The sequence below is a fragment of the Sulfitobacter geojensis genome (assembly GCF_000622325.1).
Lineage (GTDB): Bacteria > Pseudomonadota > Alphaproteobacteria > Rhodobacterales > Rhodobacteraceae > Sulfitobacter > Sulfitobacter geojensis.
This window is the reverse complement of sequence record NZ_JASE01000005.1, coordinates 3,116,686-3,136,842: the sequence shown is the minus strand read 5'-3', so window position 1 is coordinate 3,136,842 and position 20,157 is coordinate 3,116,686. Positions and strand designations below refer to the sequence as shown.

The following is a 20,157-nucleotide window of genomic DNA, read 5'->3' as shown; positions in this document are numbered from 1 at the left end:
TCCGTGACCTTTCTAAAAGAGACTGGCGCGACCGGCGATCAGCTTGTCTACAAGCACGATCAGCAACACATCAGCGACGATGATAAACACGGACAAAGCCAGCGTTGAGGGGTCCAGCGAAGACACGGTGCGACTGTACATCCAGATCGGCAGCGTGCTGACGTCGACGGTGTACATAAAGAACGTGATGGTGAATTCGTTGAAACTGATGATGAGCGCAAAGATCAGGCCCGCGAGGATACCTGCCTTCATCATCGGGATGACCACATCCCAAATCGCGCGTAGCGGCGATGCGCCCAGCGATACGGCGGCTTCCTCGACCTCGATGCTGATACCGCTCATGGCACTCAAACAGTTGCGCAGGACAAATGGCAGGACCAAGGCGACATGCGGGATGATAATCCGCCATATCCCGATATCGAGCCGCAGGCTTTCCGCGATCAGCAAGAATGCGATCCCGAGGATCACCAGCGGAAAGACGAGAGGGAGGGTAAACAGCAATTCCATCCCGGCCCGAATGCGCCGGTCACCCCGCGCCAGTACATAGGCCAGCGGAATGCAGACACCGGTCGAAATCACCATCACAATGAGGGCAACGAGCAGGCTGGTGAGTGTCGAATCCACAACGGACTGTGCGCTGTTTGCGTCTTGTGCGGTGAACATCTCGATGACTTCGCTGTACCATCGCAAGGACAGGGCTTCGGGGGGGAAGCCGGTATTTTCAGCCGCGGAAAATGACATGATCGTAACGACAATGACGGGTAGGGACGAGATCAGGATGCCACATATCGCAAGCAGGATGATGACAAAGCGATAGGTGCCGCCGCCCTCGGTCGGCAGAAGATCAACGCGCATATCAGCGCTCCACTTTTTCTGATGTGACACGTGCCAACCACGCTGCGAACAGCATGACGAACATGGTGACAAAAATCAGGATCATGCCAGCCGCCGCAGCGCCCGACCAGTTAAACAAGGGTGAAATCATATCGCGGATGGCGATGCCCATCATCTGAACCCGACGCCCGCCCAGCAGCAATGGAATGGCAAAGGCGCTGGCGTTGAAGGCAAACACGATCGAAGCCGCGCCAAACAATCCGGGGCGCAGCAGCGGTACAGTCACGTCAAAGAAGATGCGCCAGTGCGATGCACCAAGAGAACTGGCAGCTTCGAGATGTTCGCGCGAAATGCCGCGTACAGAACTGACAATCGGAAAGACAGCCAAGGGCAGGGAGGTTTGCACCAGCCCCAAGAGAACACCTGTTTCATTGAACAGCAAAAAGATCGGCCGTTCGATGATGCCAAGACTGCGCAGGGTCGCGTTCAGCACGCCACTGGGCCCAAGCAGCAGAATCCACCCGTAGGCTTGCACAAGTAGATTTAAGATGAGCGGCAGCAAGATCACAATGGTCAGTGCGCGGCGGGCAAAGGGATTGCGCAGGCTGGTCAGCAAAAACGCAAGCGGGACGGCCATCAACATGGCAAGCAGCGTGGCGATAAACGCCAGCCGCAATGTTAGCCAGACAGAGCGGCCGAAATACGGTGTCATCAAATCCAGATAGGGCTGGAGCGAAAAACCTTCGATGCGGGATTGTTCGCCTGAAATTGAAAACCGGAAGATATAAAAACATGCCCCGAGAAAGGGCAGAATCGCGATGAGCGCTGGCAAAGAAAATGCCAGCGCTTTTGATCGGGTCAGTTGAATGCTCACTGCGGAACGTCCTGTCTTGGGCGGATCACGCCAAGGTCTGGGTGTAACGCATGATCCAGTCTTCACGCACTTCAGCGATGAAGGACTTGTCATGTACCACGGCCGCGTCGCCCATCTGTTCGGGCTTGATGATGAAGGGGCTTGCTTTCGCGTCATCCGACATCACGGCGTTCTGGTTGATCGGGCCGTTCAGCACGGCTTCGGCCATTTTACCCTGTACGTTCGCGTCGAGTGTGTAGTCGATAAAGGCATGTACAACGTCATCATCACCCGGCTTGGCCTTTGGAACGATGGTGTACATCAGATCCGCAAAGAAACCTTCGTCGACGTCATAGGTCGCGCCCATGTTCGAATTTGCAGGGTCTTTCAGTTCATTCGCATAGAATGCAGGCGCATAAACCCCGCCAATATCCAGCGCATCCGAGCGGAACAGTTCGGAAATCTGCGCCGGGTTCTCACCAAAGGTGAGCAGGCCGTCGCGCAACTCGGCCAGTTTCGCAAAAGCCTCGTCCACATTGGTGCCGTCACCGCCCAGCATTTTGCCGGTCGCGAAAATGGTGTCCAGTGCATCCGTCCATGTGGAAGGGGGCAAGAACAGGCGGTTTTGGTGGGACGCGTCCCACATTTCGGCGTAGGATTTCGGTGGTTCCGCAAAAGTCTTGGTGTTAAAGATCAAACCACCGGTCCAAAGCAGATAGCCGATGCCGTGCCCGTCCGCACCGGTGCGGAACCGCGGATCAACCTGTTCCAGGTTCGGCAGCTTGTTCAGGTCCGGTTGCGCCAAAAGACCATCGCCGGCCAGCTCAACCGCGCCAACACCCGCAAGGGTGATCACGTCATATTGCGGGCGATCACCAGCGGCGCGCAGTTTGGCCACCATTTCCGATGTTGATCCCGTGCGATCCGCGATCACGCGCGCGCCGGTTGCTTCCTCGAATGGTTTTGCAATGTGATCCAGAATGGCGAGGCCCGTGTTGTCCGACCACGTCAAAAGGCGCAACTCTTTGCCGTCCAGCGGCTTGTTGCCTGCGGCACGCACGATTGCGGGCATCGCCAAGGTGCCGGCAGCTGCCGCTGACGACGCAAGAAGGCCGCGTCGTGAGATTTTATATGTCATGATGTTCCCCTGTTGGAAGATGGCTCCGATTTCAGAGCCGATTGTTTGATTGGGACATCATCGCGAACATCGCGGTGCGTTAAATACCGCTGAATCCAAGAAATGTTTCATCAAAGTGCAACTTATGCCAACTTAATGGGCGTCGCGTGCACCAATCTGGTAGGGCAGGACCCGCAGCGCATTGGGCAGGTCGATCCGGCTTCCGCGCAACCCGTCCAATCGTGCCCAACATCCACGATTAAAGGGGATTTATACGTGAATGACCTGACAACCGTTGTGCGCACATCTGTGCAGAACATCTGTTGAAAACGTGGCACCTGTGACCACCATATCGAAGTCCCAGAGATGCCCGGTCTGACAGAGTAAATCCAAGCCGATCTTCGTACTGTCGATCACCAGAATATTGTTTTTGCCGCAACTGGTGATGGCTTTGCGGGCAGATATTTCGTCGGAATTATAGTCCATTACTTTGCCCGTTTCTGACAAACCGCCGCAGCTGAACACGGCGTAATCTACGTGGAATTTGCCAAAGAATTCCAATGCGGGCGTGCCGATCATATCCAGATCGCGCATCCGTACCGCCCCGCCGGCCAGTTCAACGCGAACGCCCGGGGCATGTTGCAAGGCGCAGACCGCATGGATGCTGTTGGAGGCGACAAACAAGTTCTTATGGGACCCCAGAAAACGCGCGCAGGTTTCCACAGTCGTGCCTGTCCCCAGCGCCACGCGCGCGCCATCGGGGATCACGTTTTTGACGGCCAAGGCAATACGCTGTTTTTCCTGCCGCGAGATGCCCTCGCGCGGTAGGTAGCCGATGTTCTCGCTTTGCTGGCGCAGCCGCACGTGGCCATTGCGGCGCTGCACAAGTGCGGCGTCGTCTAGATCGCGCAGGTCGGCGCGGATCGTCTGAACAGATACCGCCAGTAGGGCCGAAAGCTCGGCTGCCGAAAGCGCCTCGTTTTCAGACAACAGCGCGATGATCTCATCTCGCCGCTCGGTGACATTCCTTCTCACGACAGTTTTCCTTCGAAAAATTCGCAATGCTTTTCGGACGTTAGGAGAAACCTATAAGTCCCGCAATATAAATAAAACTTTCATATTACTGTTATAAATCTGTTAAATTTCTCAGGGATAAGGCGACTCGTGAACAGCTTTCGTTCGAAAGATAAATTTCAGGAGAGTCCCATGAAGTCCTTCATCACTTCCACCGCTTTCGTGCTTTTGGCAAGCACGGCTATGGCCGACACCATCACCCTTTACACCTCGCAGCCTAACGCCGACGCGCAGCGGACTGTTGATGCCTTCATGGCCGCCAACTCGGGCACCGAAGTGGACTGGGTTCGCGATGGCACGACCAAACTGATGGCACGTTTGCGCGCCGAGATCGAGGCCGGCAACCCGCAGCCTGATCTGCTTTTGATCGCCGATACCGTAACACTGGAAGGCATGGCGCAAGAGGGTCTGTTGACCGCGTATAAATCACCCGAAGCCGCAGCATATGACGCGGCGCTTTATTCAGCTGACGGCTATTATCACTCCACCAAATTGATCACGACCGGGATCGTGTACAACACCGGTGTTGAAACTGCGCCAACCTCTTGGGGCGACCTGTCGGATGCCTCGATCAAAGGGCAAATCGCGATGCCGTCCCCGCTTTATTCCGGTGCTGCACTGATCCATCTGGCCACGCTGACCGGTGACGAGGCGCTGGGCTGGGACTATTACGCAAACCTCGCCGCGAACGAGGCCCGTGCGCAGGGCGGTAACGGCGGAACGTTCAAGGCTGTCGCCTCCGGTGAAAAGCCATATGGCATGGTTGTGGATTTTCTTGCCATCCGCAACAAAGCCGACGGATCGCCCGTTGAGTTTGTTTTCCCTAAAGAGGGTGTGTCCTATGTGACCGAGCCCGTGGCGATCATGTCGACCGCCAAAAACGTCGAGGGTGCGCAGAAATTCGTCGATTTCCTGCTGGGCGACGCGGGTCAGAACCTTGTTCTGGATATGGGCTATATTCCTGCCCGTGACGGAATGGGCGTTCCCGAAGGTTTCCCCGCGCGCGAAGATATCAAGTTGATGGCTTTTGACCCCGCCGAAGCCCTCGCCAACGCGGAAACCAACAAAGCAAAATTCGCAGAGCTTTTCGGCGCCGAATGATGGGTGCCACACATACAGATGGAGGCAGCCGGTCCGAGGCCCGGCTGCTCTCTGCCATTCTGGTCGTTGCGATCTGTCTCACGCTTGCACCGGTGCTGCGCCTCTTTGTCGAAGGTGTCACAGATGAGGGACGCCCGAGTCTTGCACTTATGGCGGACGTACTTGCGCAGCCTTCCACCTTAAGCGCGCTCAAGCATTCACTGGTGACAGCCGGATTTGGCACGTTGGTGTCACTGGTGCTGGGCGCGGCGTTTGCATTTCTTGTGGCGTTGACGGATCTGCGGGCCAAGGCGGCGCTGGTGTTTTGTCTCATGATCCCAATGATGATCCCGCCGCAGATCACCGCGCTGTCCTGGACCCAGATCATGGGACCGTCGTCGGTTCTTCTCAAAACGCTGGGCATTGCGCCGCCGCTTGGCGCGCCTCAGCCGCTTTACTCGCCGCAGGGTATTATCTTTCTTTTAGGCATCCAGCATATGTCGATCATTTTCCTGACCCTTCGGGCAGGGCTGCGCGCAATCCCGCACGACGTGGTCGAGGCCGCCCGCATCAGCGGCGCCAAAGGGGTGCGCACGTGGTGGCAGATCGTAATGCCGCTGACCTTACCCAGTTTGGCCGCTGGTACGGCCATCACATTTGTCACAGCTTTGGGCAATTTCGGTATTCCGGCGATGTTGGGCATTCCCGCAGGCTATGCGACGTTGCCGACACTGGTTTATCAAAAACTTGCAGGGATGGGCACGACTGTTCTGGCCGAGGTGTCGGTACTGGCGATGCTGATTGGGGGCGTTGCCGTGGCCGGTATTCTGCTTCAGCGTCTTTTCCAGACACGTCAGAAATTACATCTGGTGGGCAGTACCTCGCAGCCGCTGGCCTTGCCCTTGGGGGCGGCGCGTCTGCCTGTCGAGATCTTTTTGTGGATTGTGGTTTTGGCCATTCTGGTGCTGCCGATGTTCGGCCTTTTGGCCACGTCTCTGGTGCCGGCCTACGGGGTGTCGCTGCGCTTTGATACGGTGACCCTTGCCTCATGGCATGAGGTGTTGTTGCGCCAACCGGTAACGGCGCGGGCGTTTGCCAACTCTTTCGGGTTGGCGGCGGGCGCATCTGTGGCGCTGATCGTGATCTGCCTGCCATTGGCGTGGTTGATGGAGCGGCGTAAAACGCGGCTGGCGCGTGTGTTCGACAGCCTCCTTGATCTGCCCTATGCGCTGCCGGGTGTTGTCCTGTCGATCGCCATGATCCTGCTGTTGATCAAATTGCCGTTCACGGATGCCACGCTTTACGGCACGATCTGGATCATCTTTCTCGCCTATCTGGCACGTTTTTTTGCGGTCATGTTCCGACCGGTTCAGGCCAGCCTGAAACAGTTTGATCCGGCGATGGACGAGGCCGCGCAATCGGTGGGGGCCTCGCTTTACCGGCGGTTGCGCGATGTCGTGTTTCCGCTGTCGGCACCTGCTGCTGCGGCCGGGGCAATCCTTGTCTTTCTCACAGCGTTCAACGAACTCACGGTATCTGCGTTGTTGTGGTCCTCGGGAACCGAGACCCTTGGCGTGGTGATTTTCAATCTGGATGACAGCGGCGAAACCGGCATGGCCAGCGCATTGGCGATGACCATCGTCTGCGTTGCCATCGTACTTATGGCGCTGATCCAATTGTTTTCCCGCCGTTTTCCCAAAGGAGTTGTCCCATGGCAGACATAAACCTGTCCTGCGTCGGCAAAACGTTTGCAGGCACGCCTGCGCTGCAAGACATCACAACGCGGTTTGACGACGGCGAGTTCGTCGCGCTGTTGGGGCCGTCGGGGTGTGGCAAGACCACGCTGCTGCGGATATTGGCAGGGTTCGAAGAACCCAGTCACGGGCTTATCCGGGTGGGCGGGCGTGAAATGGCCAATGCCGGAACAGGCACAAACCTGCCCCCGGAAGAGCGCAACATCGGGTTTGTTTTCCAATCCTACGCGCTGTGGCCGCATATGTCGGTGCGGCGCAACGTATCCTACCCGCTTGAGATCAGACGGTTTTCAAAAGCAGAGATCGCCAAACATACCGATGCTGCACTCGCTTCAACGGGGCTTGGGGAGTATGCCGACCGGATGCCCTCCGATCTATCGGGTGGTCAACGGCAACGGGTCGCTTTGGCGCGCTGTCTGGTTTCTGACCCTTGTGCTGTGTTGTTGGACGAACCGCTGGCCAATCTCGATGTTGCACTGCGGGCCACGATGCAGGGCGTCTTTACCGATTTTCACAAACGCACCGGTGCCACGATGGTTTATGTCACCCATGATCAGGCCGAAGCGATGGCAATGGCAGACCGGATCGCTGTCATGGACAAGGGGCGCATCCAGCAATTCGACACGCCGCAAACTTTGTATGAACGGCCAAAGAACCGCTTTGTCGCGGAGTTCGTAGGGCGCGGTACCGTAGTGCCGGTTCAAGGGGCGAAAGCCGCAGGAAACGGACAACAGGCGCGGATACTGGGGGCCGAGGTTGCCGTGCACTCCGCAGCGCATCAGGCGCAGATCAGCCACGTTTGTCTGCGTCCAGAGAACCTGACGATTACCGAAACGGGGGACCTGCGCGGCAAGGTCGCGCGGGTCACCTATATGGGCGGAAAATACCTGTTGGAAACGGTGACGGAGTGCGGTGCCCGCTTGTTCGCCGAAACCCGCGCCCGCTTTGAAGTCGGCGCACAGCTGGGCCTCACAATTACAACACCTTGGGCCTTTTCAGAGGATTAAATGCAAAGCATACGAGTATTGTCGGGCATCGGGGATAAAGGCCCTGCATGCATGCAACTGACCGTCGACGGGCGCATCTGGCTTCTGGATTGCGGCTTTGGTCCCGAAGCCAACGCGCATTTTGATCCCGACTGGCTTGAGGGGGCAGAGGCGGTGTTCATCACCCATGATCACATCGATCACATCGGCGGTGCCTCTTACGCTGTCGAGGCGGGGGTGCCCATCTATACCACGGCGCAAACGGCAAAGGCGTTGCCGCCTGCAGCCAAGGTGCATCTTTTGCCTGAGCAGGGCCGGACGACAATCGACGGCGTCAACCTGACCACAGGGCGCAACGGCCATGCGATGGGCGGTGTCTGGTTTCATTTCGATTTGGGGGACGGGCTGTTCTATTCCGGTGACTGGTCGGAAGAATCCGACTGGTTTTCCTTTGACGCCCCGCCGCCTGCTGCGACTGCTATTCTGGATTGCTCCTATCATCTGGATGATGTGCCGCAATCTGATCGGTTCGCGGCGTTGAACAAAATGCTCGATAGTGTGCAAGGTCAGGTGCTTTTGCCGGTGCCGCCCTCGGGGCGTGCGGGCGAGATGGCGTTGCATCTGATCCGGCGCTATGGCTGTGAAAGCGTGATGCTCGACCCTGAATGCCAAGATATCCTGCGCGCGGCGCTCAACAGCGGCAATGTCAGTGCATCTGCGCATGAAATCGCGCCGCTGCTGGACCGTGGCCCGATGGAGCAGGCCCGTTTTCTTATCTGTGATACGCCCAACGCCGATGGTGGTGCCGCGTGGGGCTATGTCCGCGCGTGGCACGAAAGCGGGCGTCTGGGTCGTGACGCACATGTCGTTTTCACCGGCCATATGACCGCCCATGCGCGTGGCATTTGCAGCGTTCCGGGCGGGCATTTCCAACGCTGGAATGTGCATCCGCCGCTGCGTGATCAGGTAAAGATGCTCAACCGTCTTGGTGCCAAACGCTTTGCCCCCGCATTTTGTACGCATCCCGAAGATTACCTGATCGAGGGGCTGGACGCAGAGGTGTTTTTTCACGACCGGGTGCGCCTGTGAACGCCGCGCCTATGCCACCCTGCGACTTTTGCCTGATCCGCCACGGCGAGACGACAGCAAACGCAGAGGGGTTCATCGCCGGCGTTACGGATGTCGCGTTAACCCGAATGGGCCGCGCGCAGGCGCGCGCATTGTCGGACAGGGAATGGCCCGCGCGCATTGCAATTCACGCCAGCCCCATGTCACGGGCGCAGGATACTGCACGGCTTGCGTTTCCAGATCGACACATCGAGGTACACGAGGGCTTGCGCGAACGCGACTGGGGCGTGTTCGAGGGCCGCCCGCTGACACAGCAGCCCACCAGAGAAGCCACGCCGGACCAAGGCGAGAGCTGGACCGACATGTTAACGCGCGTGCAATCGGCCATTTTGGAAATCTGTGCGGTTTCGCACGGGAAACTGCCGGTTCTGGTCTGTCATTCAGGCATAATCCGTGCGGCGCGGGTGCTTTGGACGACAGGCGACGCAGGCCAGCGCCCCCCCAATGCGACGCCGCTATTGTTTCAACGCACAGGCAATACATTGATGGAGAAGAGACTGTGAGCCAAACATCACCAACACTTTGCGTGGTCTTCGACGTGGATGGCACACTTGCCGAATTCGATGCCGAGCGCCTGGGCCCTCTTGTGCACGGTGTGGAAAAACACTGGGACGCTTTTCATCATGCGATGGCTGATGCGCCATTGATCGCCCCCATCGGCAGGTTGATGCGCCGGTTGAAAGACAGCGGCGAAACCATTCTGATTTGTTCAGGCCGGCCAAGCGGCTGGGCGGCGCATACAATTGCTTGGCTTCACAAACATGATTTGCCCTTTGACGGCATATATCTGCGTGCGGAAGATCAGGACGCGGCATCCGATCCCGAGGTCAAACGCCGCGCGTTGAAGGAAATGAAGGCGGATGGTTTCAAGCCTTGGCTGGTTATTGATGATCGCACTTCGGTTGTGGACGCGTGGCGCGGCGAAGGGCTGGTGTGCCTGCAATGCGCACCGGGGGATTTCTGATAAAGTGGGGGGCAACCGTGCACCTTACGCCGCCGTCCCCGCCAGTTCCCGCGCATGAATGCCCAAGACAATCAGGGCAGGCCAAAGCAGATACGCCTCGATCTCGATGTTTTCGCCGAAGGACAGCAATGTCAACGTCATCATGATCCCAAGGGGCAGGCGTCCTCTGGGGCCCATCGCCGCGTCTTTCAGCGCCAGCGCCAGTTGCCACAGAAAGGGAACCAGAAACGCCAGAAACCCGACCAAGCCTTTGACAAACAACAAACCATACCATGTGTGATGGCTGCCGATGGGCATGTATTCCACCGCGTGGCTGCCAGGTTGCACCGTGGCGTGGCCAAACCAGTATCCGTCGGTCTGCCAGCGTTCGGTCGCGATGCGTTGCAGGGTTTCGCGCACTCTAGTGCTGTCGGCCCGCGCCCCTTTGAAGGCGGATACAGCATCGGTTGCGGCAGTGGCCAGTGTCGTGCCCAGTACCGCCATGGAGGCCGTGAAACCTGCCAGCACCTGCCATGCCCAACCCCGAAGGATCAACGGCAACAGCCGCGGCGCGATGGTGCAGGCCACCAGACCAACCAGCCCCATACGGGACTTGGAGGCAAAGATCATTACCGCCCCGGCCGCGATCCCGATGCTGCGCCATTTAATGTCTTTTTCCTCCAGCGCGAACAGAACCATCACTGTGCCAAGAAGCGCAGCAAAGGGCGACCACGGGGCGTAAAACTGCCAGCGCGGTGTCCAGCTGGACGGATCCCATGTGAAGAAATAGACCGAGAAATATTCAGGCCCCGGCCCGCCAACCGCCTTGAGTGGTGAGGTAAAGATGCGTTCCGGCAGGCCGATATAGGGCGCCGCCAACAGGATCGGCGCGAGGATCAATGTCCACAGACCCACAACGCATTGCGCGCGAATCAGCGTTTCACGGCGAATTGGCAGCACCGCGCCCGCCAAAGGAAACAGCGCCAGCAGCGCCCAGCCCTTGGCCCAACCGATGGAAGATTTGATCGTTTTGCCGGTGCCCAGCCCCCAATCCAGATGGCCGACCCAAAGCGCGATCAACATCACAAACATGCCCAGCAGCCAGCCCCAGATTACCGGCGGGATGCTGCCCGTCGCGCGCATGTCTTCGCGCACGGCAGGGCCCAGATACATCACCAGTACGACCAGACCAGCCAGCACCCAAGCCAACACAGGACCGACCACATAAAGGGCACCCACTGCATAGAACGGCCACGTCAGTACCAAGGTACGGTAGACAAGCCGCTCGATGGGGTTTTGATCACTCATGTCGGTGCACCGGGTTTGCTCATCAACCGGGAGATCAGCGCAATCCTTATCCAACCCATTGCAAGGCTGATCAACAGCATCAGCGTGGCCGCTATACCTGCCATCAATGCCAGCTTGCGGTTGGGCGAGGAGGGTTTGGCCGGAAGTGACGGATTTTCCAGAACCTGAACCAATGGGTAAGACGCGTAAATGTCGGATTTGCTGGATTGCGCGCGGGCAATGGCAGACGCGAACAAGGCTTCTGCAACGGAAAAGTCGCGTTCCAGATCTTTCATCTTGGCCGCTGCTGGCGCGAAACGGTTCAACGCTTTCTGTCCGTCGGTCCTTTGTGCCTCAAGCGTGGCCAACTGTTCGGTCGCGCCGGTTACTTCGACCTGCATGCGTACCAGTTCGGCAAGCAGGTCGGCGCGCGCGCCGTCCGGTGCAAATTCGAAATCGCTTAACGTTTGTGCGTCCAATCCCGTTACGGATTGGGCCAGCGACAGGGCGGCTGATGTTGCTTGATCGCGCGCCGATTTGGCGGCCTCTACCTTGGGGTGGGCGCTGCCATAGCGCGCACTGGCTTCGGCCAATGCAACTTCGGTGCGGCCAATCTCCTCCAGCAGAGCGATGTAAGCGCCGTCCGCAAACAGCTTGAGCGTGGCCGCGGCGGCGGCGGCATCAAGGCCCAATTGCATCTCGAGCGCTGTGGTCGCGGCCGCACGATCGTTCAAATTCGCCTCTTGGATCAGGATTTTATCGCCCAGATCCAGATGCCGGTCCAACAGGACGTCGTATTGATCCACGGACAGCAAACCAGTGGATGTTTGCAGGGCCTCAATCTGTTTACGGGTATCCGCGACCGAGGCGCGATAATCTGCGATGGCTTGCAAACCGCTGTCCTGACGCGTGTCGACCTCATCCGCCCGCAAGGCATCAAGTTCGGTGAAAAAGGCCGCGAGAATGGCATCGCCGCGCGCTTGCGCAGCCTCCGGCGTGCGGCCCGTGGTTTCGAAATGGATCAGGCTGGTTTGATCCACCAGACGCACGCGGGGCTGGCCCAGTTCGGCGCGCTTGATGTTCAATGACGCAGCAGCGGCGTCCACGATACGATCTGCACCCAACAGGCGTTTATATGTTTCTGTCGGGCTGACGGCGTTGCTGGCAAAGGCCGAATTCGCATATGACGTCGCCTGACCAATCCCGTTTACATTCATGGAGGCCGATGCGCCGGATCCGGGCATGATCAGCGATGTGGTGGAGCGATAGCTGAGCGGTGCCGTTTTCAGATATCCCAAGAGCGGGGCCCAGATCAGCGTTCCGCCCAACACGGCCGTTGCGACATAGCGCGGCAGACGTTTCAAATCGCTAAGTCTGCCGCCCATGACGACGCGGCGCACGACACCTGTTTTGGCGGGGCGCGGTTTGCGGGCAAATGGCAGAGAAAGTGAAATCATCGGTTGGCTCCTTTACCGATGATCTATCCGATCGCGCGGGCGAAATCATTCGGGCAGAGGGTCAGCCGCGGGGCACATTTGGCGCAGGGCCTATCCTTTCGGATAGTTCAGAACAGGCCGGCCTCACGTGCGATCAGGGCCGCCTGGGTCCGGTTGGCCGCGCCAACTTTGCGATACAGTGTTTTCACGTGCAGCTTGATCGTGGGTTCGGTGATGTCGAGATCACGGGCAATCTCCTTGTTCGACTTGCCCTCGGTCAATCCCTTGAGAACTTGCAACTCGCGCGGTGTCAGTTTCTCGGCCAAGGCGTTTGTCGGTTCTTCCTCGACGGCTGTCATGAAATCAATGGGGGCGTATTGCTCGCCCATCGCCATAAACTTGACCGCGTTGACCAGTGACTTTGCTGGCAGTGATTTTGGCACAAAACCGGCAGCACCGGCTTCCAGCGCATCTTCAGCAATCTGGCGGGTCGCTTCGCCGGAGATCAGGGCAACCCGTTGCCCACCGTTCAGCGCGATGGCCGCGCGCAGACCTTCAAGACCATTCATCCCCGGCATATTGTAATCCAGCAGGATCAGATCAAAGGGATCGTCACTTTCAATGCGCGCGCAAGCGTCTTGAAACGTACCGACACTGGCGGTTTCCATCCGGCCTTCGCCCTCAAGGAACATCACAAGCGTGTCGCGCAGCAAATCGTGGTCGTCGGCAATCAGTACTCTCATAGCGTGTCCTTTGAACGTTACCACATGCTAACTCCAGATTGCGGTGGTTCAAAGGCGCAATGATGGGGAAATCGGGTAATCGCCTCCCCCGAATGGATAGGTTGCGCGCCGGTCGGGTGCTTGCGCGGCCCCCTTTCGGGTAAGTCGTTAACCATCCGCCCCACAAACCTGTCCGCCCGCTCCGTTGCGCCAAGCAGTTGTTTTCGTTGATCACTATGGCAACAAAACTGATTAGCAAAAGGACTGCTGCCATGACTTACCTGCCCACATTCGACGGCCCGCTGACACCCGCTTCCCCTCTGCGCGAAACATATCTGCCAAGCCTGCGCACAACTTTGGTCGACGCGACAGCCGCTGAAACAATCGCCACGCTTCTGGCCCCCGGGCGGCGGCGCGTGAACTTTATGAATGCGCATTGCTTCAACGTCATGGCCCGGGATCGCCAGTATGCGACAGCCGTAAACAGCGCTGATTTCCTTTTACCGGACGGCATTGGTGTCGCCCTCGCGGCCAAAATGACGGGTCACGACTTGACGGCCAATCTGAACGGCACCGACTTTATTCCAAAACTGCTGCAAGAGGCCGCGAAAATGGGCAAATCAGTTTTCTTGTTCGGCGGGACTGCGGGCACTGCGGATAAAGCAGCGGCTCAGTTGACCCGGAACATTCCGACCTTGGTTGTCGCCGGTACCCGGGACGGTTTTGAACAGGCGCAGAATGACGCCGAGGTCATCGCCGATATCAATGCCAGTGGTGCAGACATTGTGCTGGTCGCCCTTGGTGTGCCGATGCAGGAACTGTGGTTGCACCGCAATGCGCCCTATATTGATGCCGAGCTGACGATGGGCGTTGGTGCCGCGCTTGATTTTTTTGCAGGCAATGTCACCCGCGCCCCCGCTTGGGTCCGTAAGGCGAAATGCGAATGGGTCTGGCGTCTGGCGCTGGAACCGCGCCGGTTGGCCAAACGCTATTTGCAGGGCAATTTCAGCTTTATGGCCCGCGCGGCCAAGAGGACCGCCGGTACGCTGACACCCGCATCGGTCGCAAACCGCCTTCTGGACATTACGGTGGCCGCAACGGCGCTCGTGCTGCTGTCGCCACTCCTCGCGCTGACGGCATTGGCGATCAAGGTGGAAAGCAAGGGGCCTGCGCTGTTCACGCAAACGCGTATCGGCAAAAATGGCCGTCCTTTCACCATGATCAAGTTCCGTTCGATGGTCAGTGATGCCGAAGCGCAGCGGGACAGCATTCTGGCGCAATCGGATCGGGAGGGCATTTGTTTCAAATCCAAATCCGACCCGCGCATCACCCGCATCGGGCGCTTTATCCGCCGCGCGTCCATCGACGAATTACCGCAAATCCTGAACGTATTGCGCGGACAGATGTCTATTGTCGGCCCGCGCCCTGCCTTGCCTTCGGAGGTCGAGGCATACCCCAAGCACGCCTTTGGCCGCTTGAGCGTCAAGCCCGGGATCACCGGTGTCTGGCAGGTGTCTGGCCGCGCCGACGTCGGTTTCGAACAGATGATCGAAATGGATCTGGCCTATGCAAGCTCGCGCAGCATCCTGCTTGATCTGATCCTCATCGGCATGACCTTTCGCGCGGTCCTGACCGGCCGTGGCGCACATTAACCCTCTCTTCTCCTGATATTCTCCTCAATCCTAACCGTAAGGAACCAGAACATGACACATATCCGTACCGCCGTTTTCCCTGTCGCTGGCATGGGCACCCGTTTTCTGCCTGCAACCAAGTCGATCCCGAAAGAGATGCTGCCCTTGGTCGACCGTCCGTTGATCCAATATGCCGTTGATGAAGCGCGCAAAGCAGGCATCGAAGAGTTCATCTTTGTTTCTGCAGCCGGCAAAGGCGCGTTGGAAGATTATTTTGACACGGCCGCAGCATTGGAAATGCAGTTGAAAGCAAAAGGCAAAACCGATGCTTTACAGGCATTGGCCCCAACGCGGATGCCCGAAGGGGCGTTGACGATACTGCGGCAGGCACAGCCGCTGGGTTTGGGACATGCGGTGCGCCAGGCGAAACGACTGGTGGGCGATAGCCCCTTTGCGGTGCTCTTGCCCGACGACGTGATCCTGCACGAGAGCGGCGCCTTGGCACAGATGGTCGAGGCCCATGCCGAACAGGGCGGTCACATGGTCGCGACAATGGAGGTGCCACGCGCCGCTGTTTCGTCTTATGGCGTGCTGGATGTAAGCCAGCAAAAGGGCCGCATCGCACAGGCCCGCGGCCTGGTCGAAAAACCGCGCCCCGATGTTGCCCCCTCTACGCAGGCCATTGTCGGGCGCTATATCCTTGAGCCGTCAATCTTTGAGCGCCTTGATGCTCTTGGCCCCGGCGCAGGCGGCGAATTGCAGCTCACCGATGCGATCAATGCCGATGTCGAAACCGCGGGTGTAACGGGCTATCAATTCGCCGGCGAACGCTTCGATTGCGGGTCGGTGCAGGGCTTTGTGCAAGCAACAGCGGCCTTTGCCATGGCACGCGGGGACCTGAGCGCGGAGTTTTCAGCATTTATGGCGGCCCGTGAAAACCCATTGAAAATGGTGGCTTAACCTCCAAACCTATCCGTAAGGATAGGTGCCTATCCCGATACCCCAATGCGACGCCGGGTGCTTCATGACATGAATGCTTCAACAGTTTTTCTTGGAGTATCGCTATGTTGACCCGCATCCAGACCTTTATCGTCGCATTGGGCTTGGTCTTTGGCCTTGGCACATCCGCACAGGCCGGTGACACGATTTTGACCCTGACGCACAACGGCGAGACCCGCACGTTTGACCGCCCGGCACTTGAGGCGCTCGGAACCGAAACGATCGAAACCACGACGATCTGGACGGAAGGCACGCAGGTTTTCGAAGGCGTTTCGTTGGCGCGACTGGCTCAGGAAGTTGATGCGCAGGACGGCAAACTGCTGGCGACGGCGATCAACGATTATACTGTCGAAATTCCGCTTTCGGATGCGGTGGAAGGCGGGCCGATCCTTGCCATTACGATGAACGGCAACGAAATGTCCCTGCGTGACAAAGGCCCGCTTTGGGTGGTCTATCCCTATGACGCAAATGCTGATTACCGGACCGAAGTTATCTATTCGCGCAGCATCTGGCAGCTCGACAGGATAGAAGTGGTCCAGTAACCCGATGGGGAATGATCTGGAACATCAGGAATTTTTCATGACACAAGCCCGCACCACGCGCAGTAGAACCGGCCGGATATTCCTTGTCCTGGCCGGTCTTGTTATTGTTATGGCCATTGCGTTTCTGACATGGAACGTGACCCGCGAGATCGAAGAACTCAGCTCGGCCAGCTCGGACAATGTGCAATGGTCGCTTTCCCAGACCGAGGTCGAGTTTCAGGAATTTGCAGGCCGGATTCGTGTGGGTTCGGATTTGGCTGGCATTCGGCGGCGGTTCGACATTTTTTATAGCCGGATCAATACCGTATCGCAGGCGCAGGTTTTCGAAGAACTACGCGCGGATGACCAATTCCGCGCCACGTTGCAAAGTATCAGCGACTGGCTGGAAACGACGGTGCCCTATATCGATGCAACCGATGTCGCGTTGACCAGCAGCCTGCCAAGGCTTGCAAGCCTTGTTGAGGACATCCGCCCCGATGTGCGCAAACTGTCCAATTCCGGTCTCAAGATTTTCGCCCAGAACGCCGATAAGCAGCGTGCAGATGTGGCGTCGACGATGACAGAACTTGCGCTGGCCTTGGCGGTTTTGATTGGGGCCCTTGGCCTGTCCGTGCTGTATCTTGTGCGCCTCAACGGGCAGATGCGCAAGCAGGAGCGCGCGCAACGCCAAACCGGCACGCGAATGAACACCGTAATCAACACCTCGCTGGACGGTGTTATCGTCAGCGATGACCAAGGTCGGATCATTGAATTCAGCCCTGCCGCAGAAGAGATTTTTGGCCACCGTGCCAAGGACGTCATCGGGCATGAGTTGGGGGCGATCATTGTGCCCGACCACCTTCGGGCCGGTCATGATGCGGGCATGGAGCGGATGCGTCAGGGGGGCGAAAAACGTGTGGTCGGCAAGGGCCGCGTCCAGTTGGAAGCCAAACGCGCGGATGGATCAATCTTTCCGGTAGAGTTGGCCATTCAATCAGCGGTCACCGAAGACAGCGATATTTTCATCGCCTTCCTGCGCGACATCACCCAACAAAAAGCGGACGAGGCCGAATTGGTCGACGCCCGCGACAAGGCGATTGCCGGCGAGAAAAGCCGATCAGAGTTTCTGGCGACCATGAGCCATGAAATCCGCACGCCTTTGAATGGTTTGTTGGGCAACCTTAGTCTGCTGGGTGACACCACGCTGAACGGCAAACAAACCACCTATATGCGCAATATGGAAACCTCTGGCCGGTTGCTGTTAAGCCATGTGTCGGATGTGCTCGACATCACTCGATATGATGCGGGTAAGGTGAACGCGAACCTTGAGCCGATGAATGTGTCTGACCTGCTGCAAGACATCATCGACAGCCAAAGCGGCATGGCATCGACGCAGGAAACCACACTGGATTGGGGCTGGGACGGTCCCGCGCAACATTGGGTCGTTTCGGACAACGACCGGTTGCAGCATGTCTTGATGAACCTGATCGGCAACGCGGTAAAGTTCACCAAACGGGGACGGGTTTCCGTGACGGCCAGTTGGCACAGCGACGAATTGACTTTCGAGATTGAAGATACGGGCGCAGGGATTCCCGATGATCTTCAGGATCGCATTTTCGACGACTTTGTGACCGGAAACACCGCTTATGACCGCGAAGTCGGCGGCACGGGGCTGGGGTTGGGCATTGCCAAGCGTTTCGTGGATATGTTGGGGGGCGAGATCATGGTCGCAAGCGAACTTGGCGTGGGCAGTACCTTCCGCCTTGTGGTCCCTGCAAAAGCTGCAAGCTCGGCGCCGAAGCTGAACAATCTGATAGAAAGGCGCGCAATCATCGCCCCTATGCGCGTGCTTGTGGTCGAGGATAACGAGATCAACCGGTTTGTTGTGCGTGAAATGCTGCAAGCCGACGGGCACGAGGTTTTAGAAGCCCACGACGGTCAGCAAGGCGTTGATATGGCTGCTGGCGAAAGGTTCGACCTGATCCTGATGGACATCAGCATGCCCGTTCTGGACGGGCGCAGCGCCACACGCCAGATCCGGCAGGGCAACGGGGCCTCACGCAATGCCCGCATTGTGGCCTTGACCGCAAATGCGTTGCCCTCTGAACGTGACGATTTTCTGGCGCAGGGGATGAACGGTGTGCTGACGAAACCGCTGCGCAAATCCGATCTGCGCGCCGTGCTGGGGCAACAGGAAACACCTGCACCAAAACACGCGCCGGAATTGATTGATCGTGCGCACAATGCAGAAACCTATGACGTGATAGGGGCCGAGAACTATCCGAAGCTGCTGGCGCGGTTCAGCGCGGAAGCCGAGGCGCTTATTGAATGGCTGGAGGGCGATGCCCGACTGGATCGCAACGAGATTGCCAATCAAACCCACAAGGTTGCGGGCAATGCTGCGCTGTTCGGTGCAGTGGTCTTTCGCGATGTGCTGGTCACGATTGAACGCGGCGCGAAAGAAGGGGAAGACGCCAGCGTGATGGCCGCAATTGCCGCGCTTGCAGATGTCTGGAAGCGCAGCAAAAAGGCATTGGCCGAGGTTCCGCTTAAGGACTAAATGCGACGACACCCAGCACGCGACCGATTTCAGCGATATTCGTGACCGTACTGTCGTAACAGGCCATCGCATCACCGGGAAGCAAGTAAGGATCGTAATCATCGCGGTCCGCGCGGCGCAGCAGGTCTTCGATGTCGCGTTCGATCACCACAGAAACGCCGGTCATCGGGTTGCGTGAAAACAGCACCGCAGAACGGTTCGCACTGGTCGAGCGCGCCCCGCCAACGCAGTTGGCGTCGATCACCGCCTGCATGTAGCGTGACCCATAGGGCACTTGGCGCACGGTCTGGCCGATGGCAGAGGCGGCGTTGTTGGTCGCGGGTTGTGTGAGGTTTGACAGAAACAGGCTGATGCCCGGCGGGCTGATCGGGCTGGGTCGCATCAGGTCATCCTGAAAACACTGACGGCTGGGCACGCGCACCTCATCGCCGGTCAGCAGCATGATATCCACGGTGTTCTTGCCCTCGAACACGCCGCGCATGTCCAGACGATAGGTCTTGCCGCCGCGGCGCACCTCGACGGCAGAGATATCCGCGTCAGGGCGCACACCGCCTGCCGCCCGCAAGGCCGCCGACAGATTGCGCCCTTCGGTTGAGGCACCGGATGCCACTTGGCGCAGGCTGTCCACTGTGTCACCGCGCACGCCGCCGATTTCGACAGCGTGGGGTTCGAATACCGCCCCCGAGACACCGATGGATATGGATGCAAAATCGGCAGCACGCACCGATATGCGGGGCGGTTCCTGATAAAAATCATCCGCCAGCAGTGCCGTTGCAATGTCGGCTTCCACCTGATCCGTGCTGCGCCCCTGCGCGCGGATCGGCCGCAGGAACGGCAGTTTCAGCATCCCGTCGCGCGACACGACATAGCTGCCGTTGAACGTGTCATCCTCGGCGATGCGCACATCCAGCAGATCGTTGCGCGACAACCGCTCACCGCGCAAAACGCTTGCTGCAATGCTGGACCCTTTGCCAGCAGACCCGCCAAGGGGCAGACATTTTTCCGCGTTTATCCTTGCGGATTTCAACAGGTCCGCTTGGGCGCGGGTCACATCGGGTTCACGGTATTGCGCCTGATATCCGTCGCCTTGTGCCACGGGTTCAAGGTTGTCGGGCGTGTCGAATCCTGTGCAGGCACCTGTCATCAATAGGGCTGCGAATGTGCCACTTAATATTGGTTTACCTGACATAACGCCTCCAGAACCGGGTTGAACACACCCTAAGCACAACAAC

The 20,157-nt window shown here is 58.3% G+C and carries 18 protein-coding genes; 10 read left to right on the top strand and 8 right to left on the bottom strand.

The window, feature by feature from the left end; all coding sequences use genetic code 11:
• Positions 1 to 12: 12 nt before the first annotated feature.
• The 4 genes from Z947_RS0117225 to Z947_RS0117210 form a co-directional block, all read right to left on the bottom strand.
• Positions 13 to 855, bottom strand: a complete 843-nt coding sequence (locus Z947_RS0117225) for an ABC transporter permease (RefSeq protein WP_025045525.1) — start codon at positions 853 to 855, stop codon at positions 13 to 15.
• Position 856: 1 nt separating this feature from the next.
• Positions 857 to 1,708, bottom strand: coding sequence for an ABC transporter permease (locus Z947_RS0117220; protein ID WP_025045524.1), 852 nt, complete (start codon positions 1,706 to 1,708; stop codon positions 857 to 859).
• 25 nt (positions 1,709 to 1,733) lie between these two features.
• Positions 1,734 to 2,825: an extracellular solute-binding protein gene (locus Z947_RS0117215; protein WP_025045523.1), complete on the bottom strand. Its 1,092-nt coding sequence runs from the start codon at positions 2,823 to 2,825 to the stop codon at positions 1,734 to 1,736.
• A gap of 249 nt (positions 2,826 to 3,074) precedes the next feature.
• Entirely contained in the window at positions 3,075 to 3,839 is a 765-nt protein-coding gene (locus tag Z947_RS0117210) for a DeoR/GlpR family DNA-binding transcription regulator (protein WP_025045522.1), read from the bottom strand.
• A gap of 171 nt (positions 3,840 to 4,010) precedes the next feature.
• Between Z947_RS0117210 and Z947_RS0117205 the strand changes: the two genes are divergently transcribed.
• The 6 genes from Z947_RS0117205 to Z947_RS0117180 are packed head-to-tail and all read left to right on the top strand — an operon-like array spanning position 4,011 to position 9,790.
• On the top strand, positions 4,011 to 4,979 hold the full coding sequence (locus Z947_RS0117205; protein ID WP_025045521.1) for an ABC transporter substrate-binding protein: 969 nt from the start codon (positions 4,011 to 4,013) through the stop codon (positions 4,977 to 4,979).
• Complete coding sequence (locus Z947_RS0117200) at positions 4,979 to 6,682, top strand: ABC transporter permease (RefSeq protein ID WP_025045520.1); 1,704 nt, start codon at positions 4,979 to 4,981, stop codon at positions 6,680 to 6,682. The genes Z947_RS0117205 and Z947_RS0117200 overlap by 1 nt, the downstream gene beginning before the upstream one ends.
• The gene (locus tag Z947_RS0117195; RefSeq protein WP_025045519.1) at positions 6,670 to 7,719 is read left to right on the top strand and encodes an ABC transporter ATP-binding protein; all 1,050 of its coding nucleotides are present in this window, start codon (positions 6,670 to 6,672) and stop codon (positions 7,717 to 7,719) included. Before Z947_RS0117200 ends, Z947_RS0117195 begins: the two co-directional genes overlap by 13 nt.
• Positions 7,720 to 7,770: 51 nt before the next feature.
• Positions 7,771 to 8,787 carry an MBL fold metallo-hydrolase gene (locus Z947_RS0117190; RefSeq protein WP_037938998.1) on the top strand — a complete coding sequence of 339 codons (1,017 nt, stop codon included), beginning with the start codon at positions 7,771 to 7,773 and terminating at the stop codon, positions 8,785 to 8,787.
• 11 nt (positions 8,788 to 8,798) lie between these two features.
• Entirely contained in the window at positions 8,799 to 9,329 is a 531-nt protein-coding gene (locus Z947_RS0117185; protein WP_037939693.1) for a histidine phosphatase family protein, read from the top strand.
• On the top strand, positions 9,326 to 9,790 hold the full coding sequence (locus Z947_RS0117180) for a phosphatase domain-containing protein (protein ID WP_025045516.1): 465 nt from the start codon (positions 9,326 to 9,328) through the stop codon (positions 9,788 to 9,790). The genes Z947_RS0117185 and Z947_RS0117180 overlap by 4 nt, the downstream gene beginning before the upstream one ends.
• A gap of 24 nt (positions 9,791 to 9,814) precedes the next feature.
• On the opposite strand, the gene Z947_RS0117175 is transcribed toward Z947_RS0117180, so the two are convergent.
• The 3 genes from Z947_RS0117175 to Z947_RS0117165 form a co-directional block, all read right to left on the bottom strand.
• A complete protein-coding gene (locus Z947_RS0117175) occupies positions 9,815 to 11,077 on the bottom strand; it encodes a capsular biosynthesis protein (RefSeq protein WP_025045515.1) in 1,263 nt (420 codons plus the stop codon).
• Positions 11,074 to 12,513 carry a GumC family protein gene (locus Z947_RS0117170; RefSeq protein ID WP_025045514.1) on the bottom strand — a complete coding sequence of 480 codons (1,440 nt, stop codon included), beginning with the start codon at positions 12,511 to 12,513 and terminating at the stop codon, positions 11,074 to 11,076. The genes Z947_RS0117175 and Z947_RS0117170 overlap by 4 nt, the downstream gene beginning before the upstream one ends.
• A gap of 107 nt (positions 12,514 to 12,620) precedes the next feature.
• Positions 12,621 to 13,235 carry a LuxR C-terminal-related transcriptional regulator gene (locus Z947_RS0117165; RefSeq protein ID WP_025045513.1) on the bottom strand — a complete coding sequence of 205 codons (615 nt, stop codon included), beginning with the start codon at positions 13,233 to 13,235 and terminating at the stop codon, positions 12,621 to 12,623.
• Between the two features lie 251 nt (positions 13,236 to 13,486).
• Here Z947_RS0117165 and Z947_RS0117160 point away from each other — a divergent pair, with 251 nt between their 5' ends.
• The 4 genes from Z947_RS0117160 (at position 13,487) to Z947_RS0117145 (ending at position 18,925) form a co-directional block, all read left to right on the top strand.
• A complete protein-coding gene (locus tag Z947_RS0117160; protein WP_052880630.1) occupies positions 13,487 to 14,866 on the top strand; it encodes a WecB/TagA/CpsF family glycosyltransferase in 1,380 nt (459 codons plus the stop codon).
• Between the two features lie 51 nt (positions 14,867 to 14,917).
• Complete coding sequence (locus Z947_RS0117155) at positions 14,918 to 15,805, top strand: UTP--glucose-1-phosphate uridylyltransferase (RefSeq protein WP_025045511.1); 888 nt, start codon at positions 14,918 to 14,920, stop codon at positions 15,803 to 15,805.
• Between the two features lie 104 nt (positions 15,806 to 15,909).
• On the top strand, positions 15,910 to 16,386 hold the full coding sequence (locus Z947_RS0117150; protein ID WP_025045510.1) for a putative pterin-binding protein: 477 nt from the start codon (positions 15,910 to 15,912) through the stop codon (positions 16,384 to 16,386).
• A gap of 37 nt (positions 16,387 to 16,423) precedes the next feature.
• A complete protein-coding gene (locus Z947_RS0117145) occupies positions 16,424 to 18,925 on the top strand; it encodes an ATP-binding protein (protein ID WP_025045509.1) in 2,502 nt (833 codons plus the stop codon).
• On the opposite strand, the gene Z947_RS0117140 is transcribed toward Z947_RS0117145, so the two are convergent.
• Complete coding sequence (locus Z947_RS0117140) at positions 18,915 to 20,114, bottom strand: polysaccharide biosynthesis/export family protein (protein ID WP_025045508.1); 1,200 nt, start codon at positions 20,112 to 20,114, stop codon at positions 18,915 to 18,917. The genes Z947_RS0117145 and Z947_RS0117140 overlap by 11 nt on opposite strands.
• Positions 20,115 to 20,157: the final 43 nt, after the last annotated feature.

Coding starts and splice junctions, on each gene's coding strand:
- Z947_RS0117225 (WP_025045525.1), bottom strand. CDS start 855: ATGCGCGTTGATCTTCTGCCGACCGAGGGCGGCGGCACCTATCGCTTT.
- Z947_RS0117215 (WP_025045523.1), bottom strand. CDS start 2,825: ATGACATATAAAATCTCACGACGCGGCCTTCTTGCGTCGTCAGCGGCA.
- Z947_RS0117205 (WP_025045521.1), top strand. CDS start 4,011: ATGAAGTCCTTCATCACTTCCACCGCTTTCGTGCTTTTGGCAAGCACG.
- Z947_RS0117200 (WP_025045520.1), top strand. CDS start 4,979: ATGGGTGCCACACATACAGATGGAGGCAGCCGGTCCGAGGCCCGGCTG.
- Z947_RS0117195 (WP_025045519.1), top strand. CDS start 6,670: ATGGCAGACATAAACCTGTCCTGCGTCGGCAAAACGTTTGCAGGCACG.
- Z947_RS0117190 (WP_037938998.1), top strand. CDS start 7,771: ATGCAACTGACCGTCGACGGGCGCATCTGGCTTCTGGATTGCGGCTTT.
- Z947_RS0117185 (WP_037939693.1), top strand. CDS start 8,799: ATGCCACCCTGCGACTTTTGCCTGATCCGCCACGGCGAGACGACAGCA.
- Z947_RS0117175 (WP_025045515.1), bottom strand. CDS start 11,077: ATGAGTGATCAAAACCCCATCGAGCGGCTTGTCTACCGTACCTTGGTA.
- Z947_RS0117170 (WP_025045514.1), bottom strand. CDS start 12,513: ATGATTTCACTTTCTCTGCCATTTGCCCGCAAACCGCGCCCCGCCAAA.
- Z947_RS0117165 (WP_025045513.1), bottom strand. CDS start 13,235: ATGAGAGTACTGATTGCCGACGACCACGATTTGCTGCGCGACACGCTT.
- Z947_RS0117160 (WP_052880630.1), top strand. CDS start 13,487: ATGACTTACCTGCCCACATTCGACGGCCCGCTGACACCCGCTTCCCCT.
- Z947_RS0117155 (WP_025045511.1), top strand. CDS start 14,918: ATGACACATATCCGTACCGCCGTTTTCCCTGTCGCTGGCATGGGCACC.
- Z947_RS0117150 (WP_025045510.1), top strand. CDS start 15,910: ATGTTGACCCGCATCCAGACCTTTATCGTCGCATTGGGCTTGGTCTTT.
- Z947_RS0117145 (WP_025045509.1), top strand. CDS start 16,424: ATGACACAAGCCCGCACCACGCGCAGTAGAACCGGCCGGATATTCCTT.
- Z947_RS0117140 (WP_025045508.1), bottom strand. CDS start 20,114: ATGTCAGGTAAACCAATATTAAGTGGCACATTCGCAGCCCTATTGATG.